General features: G+C 61.1%; 20 protein-coding genes and 1 pseudogene. 15 read left to right on the top strand and 6 right to left on the bottom strand.

What is annotated here, in order from left to right:
- Nucleotides 1-167: 167 nt before the first annotated feature.
- Nucleotides 168-974 carry an SHOCT domain-containing protein gene (locus tag CXY82_RS01245; RefSeq protein WP_104169335.1) on the top strand — a complete coding sequence of 269 codons (807 nt, stop codon included), beginning with the start codon at nucleotides 168-170 and terminating at the stop codon, nucleotides 972-974.
- Here CXY82_RS01245 and CXY82_RS18450 read toward each other — a convergent pair.
- Nucleotides 953-1,243: an SOS response-associated peptidase family protein gene (locus CXY82_RS18450; protein ID WP_370443661.1), complete on the bottom strand. Its 291-nt coding sequence runs from the start codon at nucleotides 1,241-1,243 to the stop codon at nucleotides 953-955. The two genes, CXY82_RS01245 and CXY82_RS18450, sit on opposite strands and share 22 nt — an antisense overlap.
- A gap of 637 nt (nucleotides 1,244-1,880) precedes the next feature.
- Here CXY82_RS18450 and CXY82_RS01235 point away from each other — a divergent pair.
- Complete coding sequence (locus CXY82_RS01235; RefSeq protein WP_104169330.1) at nucleotides 1,881-2,225, top strand: DUF4913 domain-containing protein; 345 nt, start codon at nucleotides 1,881-1,883, stop codon at nucleotides 2,223-2,225.
- 229 nt (nucleotides 2,226-2,454) lie between these two features.
- Here CXY82_RS01235 and CXY82_RS01230 read toward each other — a convergent pair whose 3' ends face one another.
- From CXY82_RS01230 to CXY82_RS01210, 5 genes are read right to left on the bottom strand one after another with little or no spacing between them, the layout of a single operon-like run.
- Nucleotides 2,455-3,402, bottom strand: coding sequence for a sugar kinase (locus CXY82_RS01230; RefSeq protein ID WP_255408558.1), 948 nt, complete (start codon nucleotides 3,400-3,402; stop codon nucleotides 2,455-2,457).
- Entirely contained in the window at nucleotides 3,402-4,070 is a 669-nt protein-coding gene (locus CXY82_RS01225) for a bifunctional 4-hydroxy-2-oxoglutarate aldolase/2-dehydro-3-deoxy-phosphogluconate aldolase (RefSeq protein WP_233199103.1), read from the bottom strand. Before CXY82_RS01225 ends, CXY82_RS01230 begins: the two co-directional genes overlap by 1 nt.
- Complete coding sequence (locus CXY82_RS01220; protein ID WP_304481761.1) at nucleotides 4,070-4,822, bottom strand: SDR family oxidoreductase; 753 nt, start codon at nucleotides 4,820-4,822, stop codon at nucleotides 4,070-4,072. The genes CXY82_RS01225 and CXY82_RS01220 overlap by 1 nt, the downstream gene beginning before the upstream one ends.
- Nucleotides 4,819-5,877, bottom strand: a complete 1,059-nt coding sequence (locus CXY82_RS01215; protein ID WP_199180839.1) for a zinc-binding dehydrogenase — start codon at nucleotides 5,875-5,877, stop codon at nucleotides 4,819-4,821. The genes CXY82_RS01220 and CXY82_RS01215 overlap by 4 nt, the downstream gene beginning before the upstream one ends.
- On the bottom strand, nucleotides 5,874-6,836 hold the full coding sequence (locus tag CXY82_RS01210; protein WP_104169326.1) for a C-terminal binding protein: 963 nt from the start codon (nucleotides 6,834-6,836) through the stop codon (nucleotides 5,874-5,876). Before CXY82_RS01210 ends, CXY82_RS01215 begins: the two co-directional genes overlap by 4 nt.
- A gap of 144 nt (nucleotides 6,837-6,980) precedes the next feature.
- Between CXY82_RS01210 and CXY82_RS01205 the strand changes: the two genes are divergently transcribed.
- The 13 genes and pseudogenes from CXY82_RS01205 (at nucleotide 6,981) to CXY82_RS01150 (ending at nucleotide 19,132) form a co-directional block, all read left to right on the top strand.
- Entirely contained in the window at nucleotides 6,981-7,760 is a 780-nt protein-coding gene (locus CXY82_RS01205) for a glucose 1-dehydrogenase (protein WP_104169325.1), read from the top strand.
- A 59-nt stretch (nucleotides 7,761-7,819) separates the two neighbouring features.
- Nucleotides 7,820-9,307, top strand: coding sequence for an aldehyde dehydrogenase family protein (locus tag CXY82_RS01200; protein ID WP_199180838.1), 1,488 nt, complete (start codon nucleotides 7,820-7,822; stop codon nucleotides 9,305-9,307).
- A gap of 38 nt (nucleotides 9,308-9,345) precedes the next feature.
- Nucleotides 9,346-10,398: a LacI family DNA-binding transcriptional regulator gene (locus CXY82_RS01195; RefSeq protein ID WP_104169324.1), complete on the top strand. Its 1,053-nt coding sequence runs from the start codon at nucleotides 9,346-9,348 to the stop codon at nucleotides 10,396-10,398.
- Nucleotides 10,399-10,557: 159 nt separating this feature from the next.
- Entirely contained in the window at nucleotides 10,558-11,565 is a 1,008-nt protein-coding gene (locus CXY82_RS01190; RefSeq protein WP_104169332.1) for a mandelate racemase/muconate lactonizing enzyme family protein, read from the top strand.
- A 72-nt stretch (nucleotides 11,566-11,637) separates the two neighbouring features.
- Entirely contained in the window at nucleotides 11,638-12,708 is a 1,071-nt protein-coding gene (locus CXY82_RS01185; protein ID WP_104101764.1) for an ABC transporter substrate-binding protein, read from the top strand.
- 75 nt (nucleotides 12,709-12,783) lie between these two features.
- Nucleotides 12,784-14,343 (top strand): sugar ABC transporter ATP-binding protein, encoded by a 1,560-nt coding sequence (locus tag CXY82_RS01180; RefSeq protein ID WP_104169323.1) that lies wholly within the window; start codon nucleotides 12,784-12,786, stop codon nucleotides 14,341-14,343.
- A 68-nt stretch (nucleotides 14,344-14,411) separates the two neighbouring features.
- On the top strand, nucleotides 14,412-15,308 hold the full coding sequence (locus CXY82_RS01175) for an ABC transporter permease (protein WP_199180837.1): 897 nt from the start codon (nucleotides 14,412-14,414) through the stop codon (nucleotides 15,306-15,308).
- A 62-nt stretch (nucleotides 15,309-15,370) separates the two neighbouring features.
- The gene (locus CXY82_RS01170) at nucleotides 15,371-16,300 is read left to right on the top strand and encodes an ABC transporter permease (RefSeq protein ID WP_233199101.1); all 930 of its coding nucleotides are present in this window, start codon (nucleotides 15,371-15,373) and stop codon (nucleotides 16,298-16,300) included.
- 774 nt (nucleotides 16,301-17,074) lie between these two features.
- A pseudogene (locus CXY82_RS18445) lies at nucleotides 17,075-17,161 on the top strand (hypothetical protein); the annotation flags it as partial.
- 171 nt (nucleotides 17,162-17,332) lie between these two features.
- Complete coding sequence (locus CXY82_RS01160; protein ID WP_104169319.1) at nucleotides 17,333-17,719, top strand: hypothetical protein; 387 nt, start codon at nucleotides 17,333-17,335, stop codon at nucleotides 17,717-17,719.
- A gap of 145 nt (nucleotides 17,720-17,864) precedes the next feature.
- The gene (locus CXY82_RS01155) at nucleotides 17,865-18,359 is read left to right on the top strand and encodes a hypothetical protein (RefSeq protein WP_104169318.1); all 495 of its coding nucleotides are present in this window, start codon (nucleotides 17,865-17,867) and stop codon (nucleotides 18,357-18,359) included.
- Between the two features lie 339 nt (nucleotides 18,360-18,698).
- Nucleotides 18,699-18,833: a hypothetical protein gene (locus CXY82_RS18230; RefSeq protein WP_255408557.1), complete on the top strand. Its 135-nt coding sequence runs from the start codon at nucleotides 18,699-18,701 to the stop codon at nucleotides 18,831-18,833.
- Nucleotides 18,833-19,132 carry a hypothetical protein gene (locus CXY82_RS01150; RefSeq protein ID WP_104169317.1) on the top strand — a complete coding sequence of 100 codons (300 nt, stop codon included), beginning with the start codon at nucleotides 18,833-18,835 and terminating at the stop codon, nucleotides 19,130-19,132. The genes CXY82_RS18230 and CXY82_RS01150 overlap by 1 nt, the downstream gene beginning before the upstream one ends.
- Nucleotides 19,133-19,739 lie beyond the last annotated feature (607 nt).

The raw sequence follows: 19,739 nt of genomic DNA, 5'->3' as shown, positions 1-19,739 counted from the left end.
TCAAGCGCTCGTGAGCGAGATCGGCCGGCGGCCGCGAGGTAGGTGGAGAACCGGCCAATGCTGAGCCATTCCTCTATCCAGGGCCCCTCGCTCGATGTCGTTGCCACAGGGCGCCCTCCAAGCTAAGATTGAATCGCAAGCCCTTGATTGCCCCTAGAATTTGGCCTATGGCTACAATCATCCGAACGGTTCACTGGACTTTCCTCAGCTCCCCAGAGACGGCGTTGCCTCTGTTGAGCGCCGCCGTCGAGAAGACAGATTTCAGCGTAGTCTCCGCGAGCTCAGACTCCATTGTCATCGACGTACCAAGGGCGATGATGAAGAACCGTTGGGCCGCGACGATAACAGGGACCATAACCCCCACGGCCACCGGCACTGACATTCTGTGGGCCGTGGACGGGCTGGGAAACAAACACTACGAACACCTCGTAACGATCGCCGAAGGCCTCCCGGAAGGATCGCTCTACGACCATGGGATCCCAGAGGCGGTGTCGAAGGTCGCGCTAAAGATATTCGGTCGGAAAGAGATCCGCCACCTCGCGAACATTCTGGACGGGGGTGAAAAGGTGCACGCCATCGGCGTAGGGACGCTCTCGAACAAGACGGGGATCGTGGCTCTGACTGACAGACGGCTTCTGTTTCTCGAAAAGAGCCTGATGGCAGAAGACCTCGTAGATTTCTCCCTCAGCTCCATCGGCGCGATGTCGCTCGGAAAAAAGATGGGCGGCGAGACGCTCACGATCACACACTCAGGAACCGCGGCGGTCATCACGACCCTCGGGCACGGACAGGGTGACGGCATCGCACGCAAGTTCCGCGAGTTGAAAGACAAGCCTGCTACAAGCACTGCGGATACGCCTAGGGTGGCTGACCCCATCGAGCAGATTGAACGCCTCTCAGGACTACGGGACAAAGGCATTCTGTCTGAGGAAGAATTTCAACAGCAGAAAGCTCAGCTGCTCGCACGTATGTAGCGAGTCCTGCCAAACAGGAAAACCCCGCCACGGCCAGCCTCGAAACACGGCGGAGCCTTGTTGCGGGTCCAAGTCCAGTACCCGGCGCGAAACGCCAAGTCCACGTCCCGCTGCACTGTTTCGTCACGGGTCCATTCGCGCACGATAGGTGCCGGGTCCGTGGGGGCAACACTGTACGAGGGTCGCCAGTCGGCGGCGTTGGCGCCGGTGGCGTCGAAGAGGCTCAGCAGATCGTCTGTCGTATTGGGAACCACGTATCTGCCGCACATGCCGTTGAAACTAGCTCTCCCCCGGCCCCGTTTGCAATGAAATCGTCCCTTCACCTACTGAGCACCATCGCTGTAAGAGACGTCAAGCGAGCCGAACGATGCGGCACTCGGGGCAGCACCAGGAGGGGCCTTCATCTGCGCCCTCGATCATCATGGGCACCAGGCATCGTTCGCAGTTCGGCACACCCAAATCGTCGTCCATGTCGGACACACTACGCGCGCAGCCGTTGTTGGCCTCAAGATCCGCCACCAGGACGCTGCACCTGGCCGCAGCGGGTTCCACGCGGCACGTGAGGAGGCCCCTTTCGCATGCTCTTACGCGTGATCGGAGTCGCAGCAATCGGCCCGCCAACGCAAGGTCAGCACCCTCAACATCGCCACCCTCGGCTCCCTCCTCGAATGGCGTGCCATCGTCTTCAGCTCTAAATGCCGACCCATCGTGGTCAATACCGTCCCCTGGTTCCGCGACAAAACCCTCACCACCACGATCAACCGCATCGCGACCAGGACACCGAATCTCGCACCGACGCCTATCGCCGTGCCGGACGACACCGCTGCAGCGGAGGTTGCGGCCCATGGCTGGGTATGACGACGACAACTCGTCAGACCTGAAGAGGCCGCGGTCGACGTACGCCAAATGTTCCTCGACTGGCTCACCCGTCACCTCGCCACCGTCGAGGTCGTCGGCACCAAACCGACTCCGTGGTGCGCCCAATGGTGGCTGCACCCGGAGGTCGTTGCCCGGTTTAAGGCCCTCTGGCAGGCCAGCATGCAAGCTGACGCCAGCGTCATGGACGGCGACGCCGGCGCCGTGTCGTCGTGGTGGATCAACCACTGGGACCGCCATACCGCCGTCATCTTCGACACAGGTAACGGGCCCTTCCGCAACTGCGATCCCGACCAAGGACACCTCCATCGCCGCAAGGACACAACCGCCCCGATCGTGCCGACGTCGATGCCGCCTGACGACGTGGAGCTGTAAAGGAATTGTCCGGGACGGACGGCGAGCCAAGCCTCTTCCCGCACCGTCAACAGTCAGTCGATGACTCGTAGGACTAGCTCCGCTACCCAGGGATGGCGGACCTCAATAGTGGGCATGGGCCCCGGCCGCGGACACCCTCTATGGGCAATGCACGTGCACGTCTGTCTGGACGGTGCCCAAGGACCCCAATGCGCCTGCACGGTCACGAGCCGCGCCGACATTTCTCTCCCTACCGACGCACATTCTCCACGGCGTGTAACAGGCCCAGCTCGTCCCTGACTGGGTTGCCTTCCCAGTCACCTTCGACCGTGCACGCGAAAGCTCCGACGGTCGCGGCTGTCAGCAGCCGTTCCTCCGGGGTCACCCCGCGCAGTAGGTCAGAAAGATAGCCTGCGACAAAGGCGTCACCCGCGCCCACAGTGTCAACCGCGCGCACCGGGATGGCCGGCTGTTCGAAGTACTCCCCATGGATAAGGGCGACGGATCCGCGTGCTCCGAGCTTGATTACGGCATGTCGCGGTCCGAGTTCAGCGAGAGCTGATGCCTGGTCGCGTGGAGTTCCCGGGCCTACGACAAGCGCGGCTTCATCATCGCCGGCGAATACCAGGTCCGCCTGCTCGGTGAGGCGGCGGAAGGCCGCTGTGGCTGCCGGAGGTGCCCACAGAGCCGAACGGTAGTTGTAATCGAATGAGACCAAGGTGCCGGCCTCCTTCGCGCATGAGACGGCGAAATCAACTGCGTCAGCCGCTGATGCGGAGAGCCCGGCGGTGATGCCGGTGACGTGCAGAATTTTTGCCGATGAGATCGCCACCGTATCGACGTCCGAGGGGGAGAGCCGTGAACCAGCGCTACCCGAGCGGTAGTACACGACCTTGATAGAATCTGCGGTTCGTCGTTCCTTGATCATGAGCCCCGTTGGGGCGATCGGGTCGATGATGCCGTGCACGACCACCCCCTCAGCGCGTAACTCCCGGAGCACTCGCTCCCCTAGGCTGTCAGCGCCGACACGACCGATCCAGGTCACAGACGTGCCGAGACGGCGCAAAGCAATAGCGCAATTGCTCTCTGCGCCACCAATAGACAAGCCAAGGGCCGATTGATGCGCGAGAGAACCCGTGGCGTTCGCCTTGATGAGCGCCATGGTTTCGCCCAGGGTGACAACGTCAATGTCTCGCATCATGCTCGCACCGACAAGCGTGCAGCTACGGCCTCGAGGACGCTTCCGGTCAATGTCCTGGTTCGCTCCGCGAGTGCGCCGAGATCGCCACCCGAGAACGCATCCCCTAGAAGAGGGCTTCCTAGACTCACGGCACAGGCCCCGGCCGCGATCCACGCAGGCGCCTCCTCTAGGGTTACACCGCCGGAAGGGACGATCTCCATCCGCGGGAAGGGTCCCCAAATCAGGCTGAGATATCCAATCCCCACTCTTGAAGCTGGGAACACTTTCACTGCCGTGGCGCCTGCCTGCCAGCCCGAAAACAACTCTGACGGAGTCATTCCACCGGGAAATACAGGAACACCCCGGTCGACGCAAGCGCGCACGACGTCAGGATTCGTCGTAGGAGTCACAATGAATTGCGCGCCCAGATCTAGACACTCCACCGCCTGGGCGACGTCCACGATCGTGCCAACACCGATTTCAACGTCTCCGCCGAAGCGGGCGAGCAGTGCGGGTAGTTCTTCGACCACACCCTCGGTACTGAGCGTCAGCTCAATCGACCGCACACCGCCTGTGGCGAGTGCTTCGATCACGGGCGCGTACTCACGTGCATGACTTGCCCTGAGCACGGCCAGAACCGGTGTCGCGGCGAGCAGGGTGGAAACGGCGGGCCTCTGAATATTCACTATCGTGCCATCCATCCGCCGTCGACCGGAATGACCACACCGTGGACGTAATCCGATGCGCGTGAGGCGAGGAAAATCGCCGCACCGGCGATATCGTCGGCAGCTCCCCACCGACCGGCCGGAATCCGCGCTGAGATCTGCTCGCTACGTTCTTCATCTGCCAGGAGGGCGGAATTCATTTCTGTGGCGAAGTAGCCCGGAGCGATCGCATTGACGTTGACTCCGCGAGCCGCCCATTCGTTGCACAGTGCCTTGGTCAATTGAGCGACGGCTCCTTTGGACGCCGCATATGCGGGAACACGCAGTCCGCCTTGGAAAGAGAGGAGCGAAGCTAGGTTGATGACTTTTCCTTCGCCCCGCTCCAGCATGGCGGCGCCGAATCCTGTGCACAGTTGAAAGACTGCGCGGAGGTTGACGTTCATCACTGCGTCGAAGTCCTCGAGGGGGAACGCCACGGCATCGTGCCGCACCTGAGTGCCGGCGTTATTGACCAGAATATCGACGTGGTTTGAGGCGAGGACGACGCTGATCGCTTCGGCGATTGACTCGCTCTCCGACAGGTCCACGCTGATTCGCGTGACACGGCGCCCCGTCGCGGCAGCCAGGCTCAGCAGAGACTCTGGAATGTCGCCACGCTGCAGGGCGATGACATCAGAACCGGCACCAACAAGGCCTGATGCAATTGCCAATCCGATGCCCCGAGAGGCTCCGGTTACCACGGCGGTCTTACCGGTCAGGTCGAATGCGCTCATGATGCCACCGCCTCTTGTGAACTGACGAATACCTTCAGGCAGCCCGATGCCGCCATGGCCCGCTCGAAGGCCTCCGCGACGTGATCGAGTGGAAACACCTCGACAGGGATGCGTTCCAGTCCAAGCACCCCCGATTCGATCAGCGCAACGGCTTCTTCGAAGTCAGCGCGGGTGTAGACACGCACACCAACGACGGTGTTCTCGGCAAATGTCAGTGCCTGGAGATCGACCTCAGCGGGCTTCTTGTAGACCCCGACCAGAACGATCGTTCCGAGCACACGCACGCTCTTGGCCAAGTTAGCGGCCACCGAGGGGTGGGCTGCGGAGTCGAAAACGATGTCGGCGCCCGCGCCTTCCGTTGACTGAAGGATGCACTCTACGGGGTCAGCGTTGCCCGGCACTGTCTCGAAGCCCAGGTCTGCAGCGACGAGCCGTCGCTCCTCGCTCGGTTCCGAGATCAGGATCTGCCCGGCTCCCGCGTTGCGTGCCACCAGGGCCGTCAGGATACCGATCGGCCCGGCACCGAATACCATCACTGTTTCACCGCCCGCGAGCCCGGATCGGTGCACCGCGTGCACCGCCACTGCAAGTGGTTCCGCCAACGCCGCCTCACGCAAGGGAACACGCGCGTCAATCGGAATCAGTGACCCCACGGGAAGGGCGACATATTCCGCGAGTGAACCTGGCGAGTCGATTCCATGCAGCCTCAGTTTCGTGCAGACGTGTGAGTTCCCGGCTTTACATGGGCCACAGGACCCGCAGGTGACCAGCGGTTCCACGGCAACGCGAGTGCCGACAGCCGGGCTACCCTCGCTTGCTGTTTCCACTATTCCGGTGATCTCATGCCCGAGAATCGCGGGCGCGGCGGCCCGCGGATGGGTTCCGTGAAGGATACTGAAGTCCGTACCGCACAGCCCGGTGAGTTCGATTCTCACCAGGGCGTGGCCCCATGGCACGGTCGGCATCGGGACTGTGCGCACGTGGAGGGAGTCGGGGCCGATCCACACGGCAGCTTTCATTTCATTCTTTGCGGCTGATGATGATGAGTTGGTCATACCAGGACTTCCCCGTTGAGGATGTTGCGGGGGGTGCGACCGGCGCACACCTCAATGACATTTTCGATGGTGCGAGTCTTCAACTCGCTATATGACTCCTCGCTGTACCACGCGACGTGGGGGGTGAGCACGGCGTTTTCCGCGTGCAGCAAGGGGCTGTTCGCCGGCACGGGTTCTTCCTCGAAAACATCCAGCCCCGCGCCCTTCAGCCGACCGCTCGCCAGCGCATCCACGACCGCATCCGTGTCGACGACGCCGCCCCGGCAGGTGTTGATGAGAATCGCTCCGGGCAAGAACTTCCCGAGCGCCTGAGAATCTATGAGGTGCCGGGTGGCGTCGTTTAGTGGCACGTGTACGGACACGACGTTGGCGGTGGCGTACAGCTCGTCCAAGCCAACGAGTGGGATGCCCTCACTGCTGACTCCATCAACGGGAAGTGCGGGATCATGCGCAATAACGGTGTAGCCCAGTCCACGGGCCTTGCGGGCGGTGGCGGATCCGATGAGACCGAGGCCAACGACTCCGAAAACCCTGGTGCTGATGCGGTGAAGCGGTCGTAGGTCATCGATCCGGCTATTGCCGTGACGCACCTGCCTGTCGAACCGTACGATGCCGCGTTCCAGGCTGACCGCCAGAGCGATCGCGTGATCGCTGACATCCTCGGTTCCATAGTCCGGAACGTTGCACACCGCCACACCGTGCCTTGTGGCTGCCGGCACGTCCACGGTGTCGTAACCGACCCCGTAGCGGCCAATGGCTTTCAGCTGGGGCAGTGCCGCAAGCACGGTTTCCGTGATGGGCGCATATTGAACAACCAGGCCGTCCGCGTCCCTGCCGGCGGCAATCACATCGTCCTCGGTGCGGCATTGGGCGAGAACCAGTTCGACGCCGTGCGCCCGAGCCACAGCTGTTTCTTCGGCTGTCTGCGGATGGTCGCAGTCCGTGATGACTATCTTCATGCTGTCCAATCTGAGCGAAATGATTTGACAAAAAAGCTTCTCGCCGTAATGTATACCAAAAGAAAACCGGTTTTCTAGTGCTAGCTTTCATTGGAAGGCTCACAGAGCCGGTTCAAACCCCAGCCACTTCAAAGGAGAAGACGATTGACGAAACTCGACGGCAAGGTTGCATTGATCACCGGGGCTGCATCAGGTATGGGAAAGGCCATGGCCCTCGGCTACGCAGCCGAAGGCGCCCACGTCGTGATCGCTGATCTCAACGTGGAAGGCGCACAGGCAGTCGTCGCCGAGATCACGGCTGCAGGCGGGTCAGCATCTGCCCGATCGCTGAATGTGGCTGACGAGGTCCAATCCAAGGAAATTGTGGACGCCATCGTCGCTGAACACGGTTCGCTTGACATCCTGGTCAACAACGCAGGCATCGGACTCATCAAGCCCGTTTGGGAGACGACTGCGGCGGAGTGGGACCGCATCTTCAGCGTGAACGTACGCGGATTGTTCTTCCTGACGCAGGCAGCGTGTGAACCGATGCGTGCCCAGAAGAGCGGAAAGATCATCAACATGGCTTCCATCGCGGGGCGCCGCGGCGAGGCTCTCGTCGCCGCATACTGTGCATCGAAAGCCACCGTCATCTCAATCACTCAGTCTGTTGCCATGGCCATGGCCCCTTACGGAGTCAACGTGAATGCAATGGCACCCGGAATCGTTGACACACCGTACTGGAAAGAGGTCGACAAGCAGTTCGGCGAGATCACCGGTAAGTCCGAAGGAGAAACATTCCGCGACGCGGCAGCCGGAATTCCGCTCGGTCGCACTTCGGTCCCCTCAGATGTCGTCCCATTGGCCATTTTCCTGGCCGGGTCCGGCTCCAACTACATCACTGGCCAGACGTACAACGTAGAGGGCGGAATTGTCATGAGCTAACGCGCCGCGCCGCGCCGCGCCGCCCCGCTCAGACCCTGAACAACTATCGACAAAGGCCAATGATGACCAGCACTCTCTTCAGTGAAGATTCCCTCCTCTCCAGCTCACCCGCAATGCTGATCGGAGGCCAATGGACGCGGACCGAAGCCGCACGACCGGTGACGAACCCGTCGACAGGAAAGCAGATCGCCACCGTTCCGGAAGGAACAGCTGCACATCTCGAAGAGACGCTGTCGGTCGCTCGCCATGCGCAGAAGAACTGGGCGCGTAAAACCTACGCCGAACGCGGCGCAGTGCTGGAGTCTGTCGTTCGAATTGTGTCGGAACACCACGAGGAGCTTGCGCAGATCGTGGTCGCCGAACAGGGAAAGACGATCACCGAGGCGCGAGGCGAGATCGGCGGCGTGAAGGCATTCTTTGATTTTGCAATTAGTCAGAAGTATCGAAACGTCGGTGAACTTGTGGCTCCCTCAGCTCACGGCCGCCAGTTGATCGTGCGAGAAGAACCGATTGGGATCGTTGCGGCCATCATCCCCTGGAACTTCCCGGCCGCCATCTTCGCGCGGAAAGTAGCACCAGCGCTGATGGCCGGAAACGCGATTGTGCTGAAGCCGAGTGAAGAAACGCCCCTTTCAGCCATTGCGATGGCACGGGTGTGCCAGTTGGCCGGCGTGCCAGACGGCCTCATCAGCGTCATCACCGGCCCTGGTCGAGTCATCGGCGACGCAATTGTCCGCCACCCGTCCGTCGGAATGGTGACCGTGACCGGCTCGACCCGGGCCGGACGACAGATTCTCGCCGCGACTGCCGAAAAGGTTATCCCGGTGTCGCTGGAACTCGGCGGCAAGGCGCCGGTTATCGTATTTGACGACGCCGACCTAGAGCTAGCGGTGCAGCAAGCCTTCGAAGCTCGGTTCTGGAACTGTGGGCAGGTGTGCACGTGCAATGAGCGCACTTACGTGCAGCGCGGTGTCTACGACGAGTTCGTGCGCCGGTTCGTCGCGAAGGTGAGAGACCTGAAGGTCGGCGATCCGCTCGACGACACGAGCCAGATGGGACCGAAGGTTTCACAGGCGGAGTGGGACAAAGTGAAGTCGTTCGTGGACGGCGCCGTGTCTGCTGGTGCACACCTTGAAATTGGTGGTGGAAAACCAGAAGGTATGGAGGACAGCGACGGATTCTGGTTCGCTCCGACGGTACTTACCAACGTCACGAACGACATGGACATCGTCCAGCAGGAAGTCTTCGGCCCCGTGCTGCCGATCATCCCCTTCGATGACTACGACCAGGTGATCGAGTGGGCGAATTCCACAGAGTATGGCCTTACGGCCTATGTGTACACGGAGAGTATGCGAACCGCTCTGGCTGCGACCGACGATCTTGAGTTCGGGGAGGTTTATCTCAACCAGACCGGGCCCGAACAAGTGCAGGGGTTTCACACCGGGTGGAAGCTCTCCGGGCTCGGCGGCGACGACGGTGCCCACGGATTCGAGCGATACCTGCGTCGGAAGACTGTCTACCTCGATTACGCGAAGCCCTCCCACTGACCGATAGTTCCAACCGCCAGACCGACGAACGCAACGACATGAGGAAGGTGCGTGCAATGTCCGAGAAAAGCCCGAAAGAGCAGCGAGTGCGCCTGATTGACGTCGCGGATGCCGCAAATGTGACGAAATCAGTGGTTTCGCGAGTGCTCAGCGGAGACCCGACTCTCGCAGTCCGCGACGAGACGAGAGACCGGATCCTCGCACTCGCCGCAGATCTGGCCTACGAACCGCACGCTGGAGCGAAAGCTCTGGCGGGTTCGCGCTCAAAGGCACTGGCGTTACTGATTCCCGATCTCACGACCCCGGTTTACGCTCGGATAGCTCGGGGCGCGTACCAACGTGCGCGCGAACGCGGGTATGTCGTGCTCCTCGCTGAAGACCGTGAGGATTCGCAGTCACAGTCCGACTACACCGACCTGGTGAGCGCCGGACGCGTCGATGGGCTCCTCATCGCCTCATCGAGGGAGGGTCACCCTCTCCTAGCCGATGGGCGCCTGAGAACAGTGCCGCATGTGTTCGTGAATCGCACCGTCCCCGATTCTGGACGGAACGTGAGCATCAACCAATCAAGCGCAAGTGCGAACGCGTACAGGTTTCTTTTCGAGCGGGGCCACCGCAAGATTGGGCATATCTCCGGTACCGACACGCTCTCACCGGCGGTCGAACGTGAGCGCGGCTTCGACCAAGCGGCCAGCGATCTGGGCGCCGAGAAGCCGATGGTGGTGCGGGATGACTTCCTAGAGTCGGGCGGCTATCGTTCGGCAGAACTCCTGATGCGCGAGCACCCGGGGATCACCGCACTGTACGCCGGTACGTTCTCCCAGTCGGTCGGAGCGCTCAAAGCGCTCCGTGACTTGGGCATTCGAGTTCCCGAAGATGTTTCAGTCCTCTCCAACGACGATCTCCCGCTGGCCAACTACCTGGTGCCATCCCTATCGGCGATGGCGATGCCTCTCGATGAGCTTGGGAGGCTCGCTGTCGACACGCTCGTCGACCAACTCGAGGGCAAGGCCGTCGCCGATGTCGTACTCGAGCACGACGCCGTGGCGGTCGAACGAGGCTCCACTGCACGTGCACGACCCTCTCCGTGACTATCACGTCCGCAACCTATCCCGAGCTCAGAATCTAATTTTTTTGCCCGCCGACCGTACCGAAACAGGGAGACCTCCTTGCCTCAAATCGAGCAAATTCGAACTGACTTGTACCGCATTCCGCTGGCGCAACAGCTGACTGATAGCACCCACGGGACCATGGTGGACTTCGAATTGATCACGGTTCGGATCACTGACAGTGACGGGGTGGAGGGCTGCGGATACACGTACACCGTGAACCACGGTGGTGCTGCAGTCGCGGTAATGATCGAGCGTTACCTCACACCGCACCTGATCGGCAAGGAAACTGACCACAGAGAAAAACTGTGGCAGGACATGTGGTGGATGCTGCACTATGCGGGCCGAGGTGGCCACGCGACCTCAGCGATCTCCGCAGTCGACATTGCACTGTGGGACATGCACGGGCGTCGACAGAACCAGCCACTGTGGCGACTGTTCGGCGGATTCGACCCGAAGGTCCCCGTCTACGCCGGCGGCATCGACCTGGAGTTCCCAATCGAACAGTTGCTTGCACAAGCTGACCGGTTTATCGCCGAGGGTTTCCGCGCTATCAAGATGAAAGTCGGGCGGCCGCTACTACGCACCGATTTGGCCCGAGTCACGAGCATGCGGGAGCATCTCGGGGATGACTTCCCCCTGATGGTCGATGCCAACATGAAATGGGGCGTCGACGAGGCGATTAGAGCCGCCCGGGCCATGCAGGAGTTCGGGCTCGTCTGGATTGAGGAACCAACCATCCCAGACGACGTCGCCGGTAACGCTCGGATTGTGCGAGAAGGACACCACGCAATCGCGGCTGGGGAGAACCTTCACTCCCTCTACGAGTTCCAGCAGCACATCACGGCAGGCGCTGTCACGCTTCCTGAACCTGACGTGGCCAACTGTGGAGGTTACACCGTCTTCCGTAAGGTTTGCAGCCTCGCGGAAGCGCACAACCTGCCCGTGACCTCCCACGGAGTCCACGACCTCACGGTTCACGCACTCGCCGCAGCACCCAATCGAACCTTCATGGAAGCCCACGGCTTCGGACTCGACGCGTTCCTGCACGAACCGATGGTCATCGACGACGGGTTCGCCGTCGCTCCAGAACGCCCCGGTCATGGGGTCAACCTCGACTTCGACGCACTTGAATCCGTCCGAAGCTGACCGAGCCAGCGTTCACACCCCGAAACTCCGCCCGGACGGTATCCGGAATCACACAATGAAAGTGGGAATGGAATGACCGCTACACCGTTACGAAAGGCGCTTTTCAGCACAGTCGCCTGTGCCGCCGTCCTCACCCTCGCGCTCACCGGCTGCACCAACACCGGCGAAAGCAAAGCCGCCACTTCCGGTGGCGCTGACCAGGTCGTCAAATCCTCAGATGGCCCGACCTGTGCCCTCGCGGACTACAAGGGGGACAAGTTCGAGCTCGCCGACGCTGTCGTCGGTTTCTCGCAGTCAGAAAAGGAAGACAACCCCTTCCGCATCGCCGAGACGCAGTCCATCAAGGACGAGGCTGCAAAGCTCGGAGTAAAGAAACTCATCGTCACGAACGCGCAGTCGACGCTGTCCAAGCAGATCTCCGACATCCAGGACATGATTTCGCAGGGCGCACAGGCCCTGATCGTGGCCCCGCTCAACTCCGACGGGCTCGAGCCAGCACTGTCGGTGGCGCGCGAGAAGAACATTCCCGTCATCACCATCGACCGTCTGCTGAACGCGGAGGGCTGCAGCGACTATGTCACGTTCCTCGGATCTGACTTCGTCGAGCAGGGCAAGCGTGCCGCTGACCAGCTCATCGCGGGCACAGGCGGCGAAGGCAGCATCGCGATCCTCCTGGGCTCGTCGGGCAATGGCGTGACAACGGACCGCCTCAAGGGGTTCGTGGACCAGATGGCCGCGGAGGCGCCCGACATGGAGATCGTCGCCCAGCAGACTGCCGACTTCTCGCGCGACAAGGGACAGTCGGTAACTGAACAGCTTCTGCAGGCGAACCCTGAGATCACGGTCATCTATGCACACAACGACGAGATGGGGCTCGGCGCCCAGGCCGCCATCATCGCCGCGGGCAAGACCCCCGGTAAGGACATCCAGATCTACTCCATCGACGGAACACGAAATGCCGTCGAACAGGTAGCTGCAGGAGCCTACAACGGTGTGGTCGAGTCCAACCCCCGCTTCGGTCCGCTCGCATTCGCCACGCTGAAGAGCTTCCTGTCAGGTGAGGCAGTCAGCCAGAGCATCGTCATCGAAGACGGCGAGTACGACCCGTCGAACGCAGCCGAAAAGGTTGATCTCGCTTACTAACTCGAGCGATAAACGCGGGGTCAGTTGCGACGTGCGCAGCCGGCCCCGCACCCTCCCGACAGAAAGGCCTCGTGCGTGATCACACCAACTGGCACCCCCCGCGATGCGACAGTCCTGGAAGCCCGCGGCGTAACCAAGCGATTCGCTGGAATCACAGCCCTCGACAATGTCGACTTCACTCTTCACCCCGGTGAAAGTCTCGCACTCATGGGCGAGAACGGAGCCGGAAAATCAACCCTCATCAAGGTGCTGACCGGTGTCTATCAGCCGGACGCCGGCGAACTTCATCTCGGGGGCACCACCACCACGTTCGCGCGCCCCCTGGATGCCCAACGATCGGGCATCAGCACGATCTATCAGGAGGTCAACCTCATTCCTCTCCTGTCTGTTGCGCAGAACATCTTCCTCGGGCGGGAACCCCGCGACCGTTGGGGACTGATCGACTTCAAGCAGTTGAACGAAGACGCCCGCACGCTCCTCGACACGTACGACATTCACGTTGATGTCCGGCGGCCGCTCCACCGCCTCGCCCTCGGCATGCAGCAGATGGTTGCACTGGCTCGCGCGGTAAGCATCGATGCGCGTGTCGTCATCATGGACGAGCCAACGTCCTCGCTAGAGGCTCGCGAAGTGGAGACATTGTTCCGCGTCATCGGGTTGCTGCGCGCCCAAGGCATCGCCATCGTGTACGTGAGCCACCGGATGGATGAGATCTACCGCGTGTGTGACTCGGTCACCGTACTCAGGGACGGCAAGTCCGTTCACTCTGGTCTGCTCGCAGACCTGCCCCGCGTCGAACTCGTGTCAATCATGCTCGGTCGCTCCGTAGAGAAAACGAAACGCGAGTCCCTTACCGCGTTCGGGTCCGCCCGCACGAGCTCCCAAGCACCAACACTCATCGCAACAAACCTCACCCGCAAGCATCAGATCAGCGGAATCAGCCTCGAGATCCGCCCCGGTGAGGTCGTCGGGCTCGGTGGCCTTCTGGGGTCCGGCCGATCGGAGACTCTGAAGGCTCTCGCCGGTGTCATGAAGGTCGACAACGGTCACGTCCATGTCGGTGGACGCCTCGTGAAGAACGGGTCAGTTTCGGCCGCCATCCGAGCGGGCATCGTGATGCTCCCGGAGGACCGCAAGGCCGAAGGGATCATCCCGAACCTGTCCATTCGGGACAACATCGTCCTAGCTGCGCTTCCCCGGCTCTCTGTCGGAGGCTTCACTTCACGGACACGCCAGGACGCAATCGTCGACGTCTTCATGAAGCGGTTGCGTATCAAGGCAACAAGCTCGAGCCAACTCGTCTCTGAACTGTCAGGCGGCAACCAGCAAAAGGTGATGATCGCCCGATGGCTCGCAATGAACCCGCGAGTCCTTCTGCTCGACGAGCCCACCCGCGGGATCGACGTGGGCGCGAAAGCCGAGGTGCAAGCACTCATCAATGAGCTGGCAGACGAAGGCCTTGCCATCGTCATGGTGTCCTCCGAGGTCGAAGAGGTCGTCGAAGGTTCGGCCCGTGTCATCGTGCTCCGCGATGGTTCGGTCGAGACCGAACTCATTGGAGACGAAGTCACTGAGCATCATCTGCTCTCGGCGTTGGTCGGCGAGCCCATCACCGTCACGAAAGAACTCCCATGACACAAGCAGCGGTAACACCCACAGCACAACGTCAGAGCCGGTCGTTGGCACATCTCCAGCAGTACGGGGTGTACATCGCCATCGTGCTACTGCTCATGTACAACGCAGCGTTCACGTCGAACTTCATCAGTGTAGATAACTTCAGGACGCAGTTCATCCAGATGGTTCCCGTCCTGATCGTGGCGTTGGGGATGGCGTTAGTCATTGGGACGCAAGGCATCGACCTCTCCGGCGGAGCCGTCATGGCCCTCGCGGCAGCAGTCATCCCGCTCTATATCGGCTACGGCCTCATTCCCGCCGCCGCAATGGCAATATTCGCTGGCTGCCTGATTGGCGTGGCCAACGGAGCGATGATCGCGTTCATTGGCGTGCAACCCATCGTTGCCACCCTGGCGCTCATGGTCGCCGGCAGAGGAATCGCCCTGGTGGTGGCCAACGAACAACTGAAGTCCGTAACCAACCCAACGATCCTCTCGCTCGGCCGAAACTCAATCGTTGGAGTGCCGTACAGCGTGCTGGTCGCCATGATCCTCGTGGTCGTTGTCGCCGTCCTGGTGAACCGCACCACTTTTGGCAAGCAGCTGGTGGCCGTGGGAGGGAGCAGGCGCGCAGCTGAACTAGCGGGCCTCCCGGTCAAGAGAATCCTAATGACCACATATATCCTCGCAGCCGCACTCGCGGCAGTCGCGGGAATCATCGCAACCGCCAGGCTCGGGGCATCCGTGCCCTCAACACTCGGCAACCTCATCGAGCTATCGGCCATCACTGCAGTCGTCATCGGAGGCACGCCGCTAACCGGCGGCAAGGTCAAGGTAGTCGGCACGGTAGCGGGCGCCCTCCTGCTGCAGCTCATTGCGGCAACGTTGATCAAGAACAACGTGCCGGATGCATACTCACAAATCACCCAGGCCGTCATCATTCTGATTGCGGTTTACATTCAGCGCGGAAAGTTGGCTGTCCGATGAGCGTCATCGTCCCCGAAGCAGGACTTCCAACGACGAAGCGTTTTGATCGCGAGACACTCGCCTTGGGAGCACAGAAATACGGCGCCTCAGTAGTGCTGGCGCTCCTCGTCGTCATCGGTACCATCGCCTTCCCGACCTTCGCATCCGTCAGCAACGTTTCGAACATCGCGACCCAGTCGTCGTTCCTGGTCATCGTTGCCGCCGGAATGACGTTCGTAATCCTCACAGGCGGCATCGACCTTTCTGTAGGGTCTGTTTTCGCCCTCGGCGGCGTGCTGGCAGCCTACGGCTCCACGTTCGGGCCGGTTGTAGCACTCCTGCTGCCACTGGCAGCTTGCGGCGTGATCGGCATGATCCAGGGTTTCCTGGTCGCCTACGTAGGGATGGCGCCGTTCATCGTCACGCTCGCCGGCCTGCTCGGCGTGCGCGGTATCGTCTTCGCGTCGACTAACGCCGGGTCGAACACTCCAATCGTGAGTGACCCCTCTTTCAAAGCAATCGGCCAAGAGACGCTGCTCGGAGTCAGGTGGCCGGTGATCATCGCTATCGTCGTCATCATCGTTGGAACAGTCCTTCTGACGCGGTCGCGCGGAGGCCAGTCAATCCTCGCGGTGGGTGGGTCGGAAAGCGCTGCCGCACTCATGGGTATTGCAGTCGCGCGTGTAAAATTCAGCGTCTACGTCGTCAGCGGCCTGTTTGCGGGCCTGGCCGGAGCCCTCAACGCTGCATACTCCTCATCCGGTGTGCCAACCGTGGGCGCGGGACTTGAACTCAGTGCGATCGCGGCGGTCGTCATCGGCGGAACTTTGCTAACTGGAGGGCGAGGCAACCTCATCAGCACAGTCGTGGGGGTGCTTCTGCTGAGCGTCATCCAGAACCTCATCAACCAGGTGGGCTCACTCAGTTCGTCTGTTCAGTCGGTAGTGAGCGGCCTATTCCTGGCCATTGTGGTCATCGTCCAGACAGTCCTCTCCCGAACACAACGCCTGTAGCGTTCATTCTCGGTCCACGGCGCTGACCTCGGTGCGATGCCGTGAGTGATTGGTGGCGGATGCCGTTGTGATGCGGCCTCGGACTGGGGAGTCGGTCGGTTCGCAATGTACGGCGGCGACGGTATCCCCGATCAGCCAGCAGAGGCTGCCGAGAATCTCATCCCGGCGAGCTACGCCTGGAGAGCGAAGGAGCGAGCGGCAGAAATATCCTTTTGACCGATTTCGTCAAGCGGCTCGCCACGTAACAGGACAGGGGGGACTGATCGCCACGTTCCGGGTCAGGCCCTGGAACCACGCCTGGACTACCTTCGCGCTCTCCCGTTCAATCAAAATGCCGGCCACGTAATAAGAGGACGCCGAGTTCGTGCACCACGGCGACTGGATGGTCCTCGAGTTCGGCCGCGAGACGTCGGAGTTCATTCGACGCCGTCTTGCGCGCTGCCTCGTCCTGTGTGAGAAAAAGCCTTAACGCGGCCTTGTACAGGACCTTCACTCCGTCCACGGGCCCGCGCAACCAATCCGGTAGTGCATCCTCCAGAATGACAGACTAGTGGGCGCGGTTCGCACGCCGCGGCTTCTTGCGGCCGTGCAATTTTCCGGTGGCCGACCGCGCTCACCGGTCTCGGCTGCTGGGTCGCCGGAACCGTGTCCTTCCAGGCGGTCCTCAGTCACACCCCTGGCCGCGGACGCGCGCCATCCGACACGAGTCATTCTCGGGCAGATAGTGACAAATATTTCAGCATCATCTCGGTTTAAAGGGGTGGTTTTTCACCCCCCACCTACGAAATGCTCCGCACCACCCGCACCCTCGGCGTCTTCCAACTCGAGTCCCCCGGACAAATGGAGCTGATCGGGAAGCTCCGAGGAGCAAGGTCTCGTCGATCACGTGTGGGAGCACGACGCAACTGGACCAGGACGAAAGGTCTTTGGCCTGACAGCACTGGGCACGAAGGAATTCGACCGCTCGATCGCGACATGGAACCGCATGAATGACACCCTCACCACTCTTCGAACGAATCGACGGGACGCACGATGACCTATGAACACGACCTCGCCTTCAACCTGCGCATACGCGGTACCCCGGAGTCGCAGATCGCTGAGGTGCTCGAAGAAGTTCGCGCGCATGCATCAACCACCGGCACCTCCGCAGAATCTGAGTTCGGGACGCCCGAGGAATACGCATCGAGTTTTCCTAAGGTGAAGCGGCGAACACGCGGAAGTCGCGTAGTGATCGCCGCAGTCATCCTCGCGCTTGCCTACGTCGTCGCCATTTTCGCCGTCGCCTTGATCGGCTTCGACATTGAAGTCATCACCGGCCCGGTGCTGCTGTGGCCAGCCCTGGTGGTCCTGGCGCTCGGCGTTCTTGGCGGTATCCTGATCGACTACCTCCGTCTAGCGCCGCGCTCCAACCGTGGATAAGTGACTCCACCGCACTATGGGCCACTCACTCTGAAAGCACCCGCGCAAGGGCAACACCCCCGAGGGGCTCGGTGGGTGACCGATGTACCTGTCTTGTTAATCCGATCGGGCAGACGGACACCGAGCGCGATGGGATGATCTTGGCATGGAACTCAAGGACCTCTCTGGAGTCGCACGCGTCTCTCTTCGTCCGGTGAGATACGAGTTCGAGTCGGCGACTGGTGGTGACTGGGATGACAACTGGCTTGTCATCGCCGGTGAAGTTGTCTCCGGAGGACAGTCGTGGTCCTTTCGCCATCCGTCTTTGGTTGTCGACGAAGCAATGGAGATCGCCGACTGGCTTGAGCGGGTTGCGTCTGGGCTCGAGGCACCCACCCAGTTGAGTGAGAACGGTGGCATTGACCCGTCTCTTGCTTTCACTGAGCCGAACCTTGCCTTCAGCGTCCAAAGCTATGGCGACAACACAGTCGTCGTTCGAGTTCACTTCTCACTGGAGGCATTGCCTCCAGATCGATGCGGGCCGGCAGACGATCACATCGCAGAGCACACCTTCTGGATCGAAATAGCGATCACTCTCAGGGATACTGTCAGCGCCGCTGCGACCTTGCGGGCGGAACTCGCTGTCTTGCCCAGACGCTGAGAAGTGGCGTCCGCTAAACACTACTTATGCAGATGAGCGGTCATGGTTCGCTTCTTCCGCAGGACAACGAGAGTCGCTCCCAGGATTATGAGCAGGCCACCCACAGCGCCAAGCAATCCAAGCAGCAAACTGGTCGATAGATAGCAGCTACCTGAAATTACAAACGCGACTCCGATCAAAGCCAGAACACCCTGGACAACTAATGTTTCGCGCAAGACCTAGCTCTATCGGATCGACCTTGACGCTATGACCATCGACAGGTTTCGGTTTCCGGATCCCTCGTCCACCCCAACGGAGAATGGGCCCACTCGTCCGCTGAGAGAAATCGTGGAGTGCAGGGTGGGAAAGCTCGGCTATTGGCTCCTGAATCCCGAAGGCCGCGATATTGAGACGGTTGAGTACTTCTGGCAGCGTTCCAGCACGGTCGTCCGCATTGATCCTGTGCCCGCGCAACCGGCAGATCGCCCCGAGTGATGGCCGACGAACGGACGGAGGAGCTGACCGGCGCCGAGGGCGGCTGCTGGATTGTGACGACGTTGGGTTCCACGTATGAATTCGATCTGGACGCGATGACGGTCACCCGAATCCCCGGCGAAGGCGCCGGCCGAACCGTGAACGATCGGACACGGCCGCTCCTTGAGATCGTACGCTGCGCGATCGGTGCGCGGGGCTACTGGTTGATGAACCCCGAGGATGACGAGTCGGCCTTCGTCGAGAACTACTGGCAGCTGTCCACCACGATCCGGAGCATCGACCCCGCACCCGCAGACTGATCGGCGAATGGGCTGCTCTAGCCCGGGAAGGAGCACACCGTGGATTCATTGACGGATGACGCAACCGGCTGTTACGTCGTGACGACGGCCTCCGCCAGTCGCTACTGGTGCCCGGCAAGCGGGCCCAGTGCTGTGAACCGGGCGTGCAGGTCCAGAAGCTGCACTGACCGCTTATAGAAACGTTTCCCTCGATTCTGGGCAAGGCTGTAGGTGAAAGTGAGCCCAGCGACAACGAGCCCAACAGCCGTTTCTGTCGACAATCGCTTGAACTGTAGAATCCACCGCTGAATTTCCTCCCCTACGTTGCTCATACTGCAACGCACACAAACTAGCGGAAGCTAGGGACATCCCTGGTGCCATGCGTGTCGCTTCATCACCAGGCGAAAGATAAGAAATGCATACGAGAACGCCGTTCAGCGAACCGCCGGCAGGTCAGGAATCAACAGAGCGGGCAGCCGCAGTGTCTCGTCAGGGAGAATAATCACATGGATGATTTGCTACCGCTCTTTGACAGCAAGGAGACTGGGGTTACGTCCCTGTGAGTGGTGTGGTTTCCGGCTTCTGAGTGTTGCTTCGTCAACGTGAAGAGCCACCGTGGGATGGTCAG

The organism is Cryobacterium sp. M23 (assembly GCF_002929655.1).
Classification (GTDB): Bacteria; Actinomycetota; Actinomycetes; order Actinomycetales; family Microbacteriaceae; genus Cryobacterium; species Cryobacterium sandaracinum.
The sequence above is the reverse complement of the archived record's forward strand: the minus strand, read 5'-3'. Positions and strand labels throughout refer to the sequence as shown.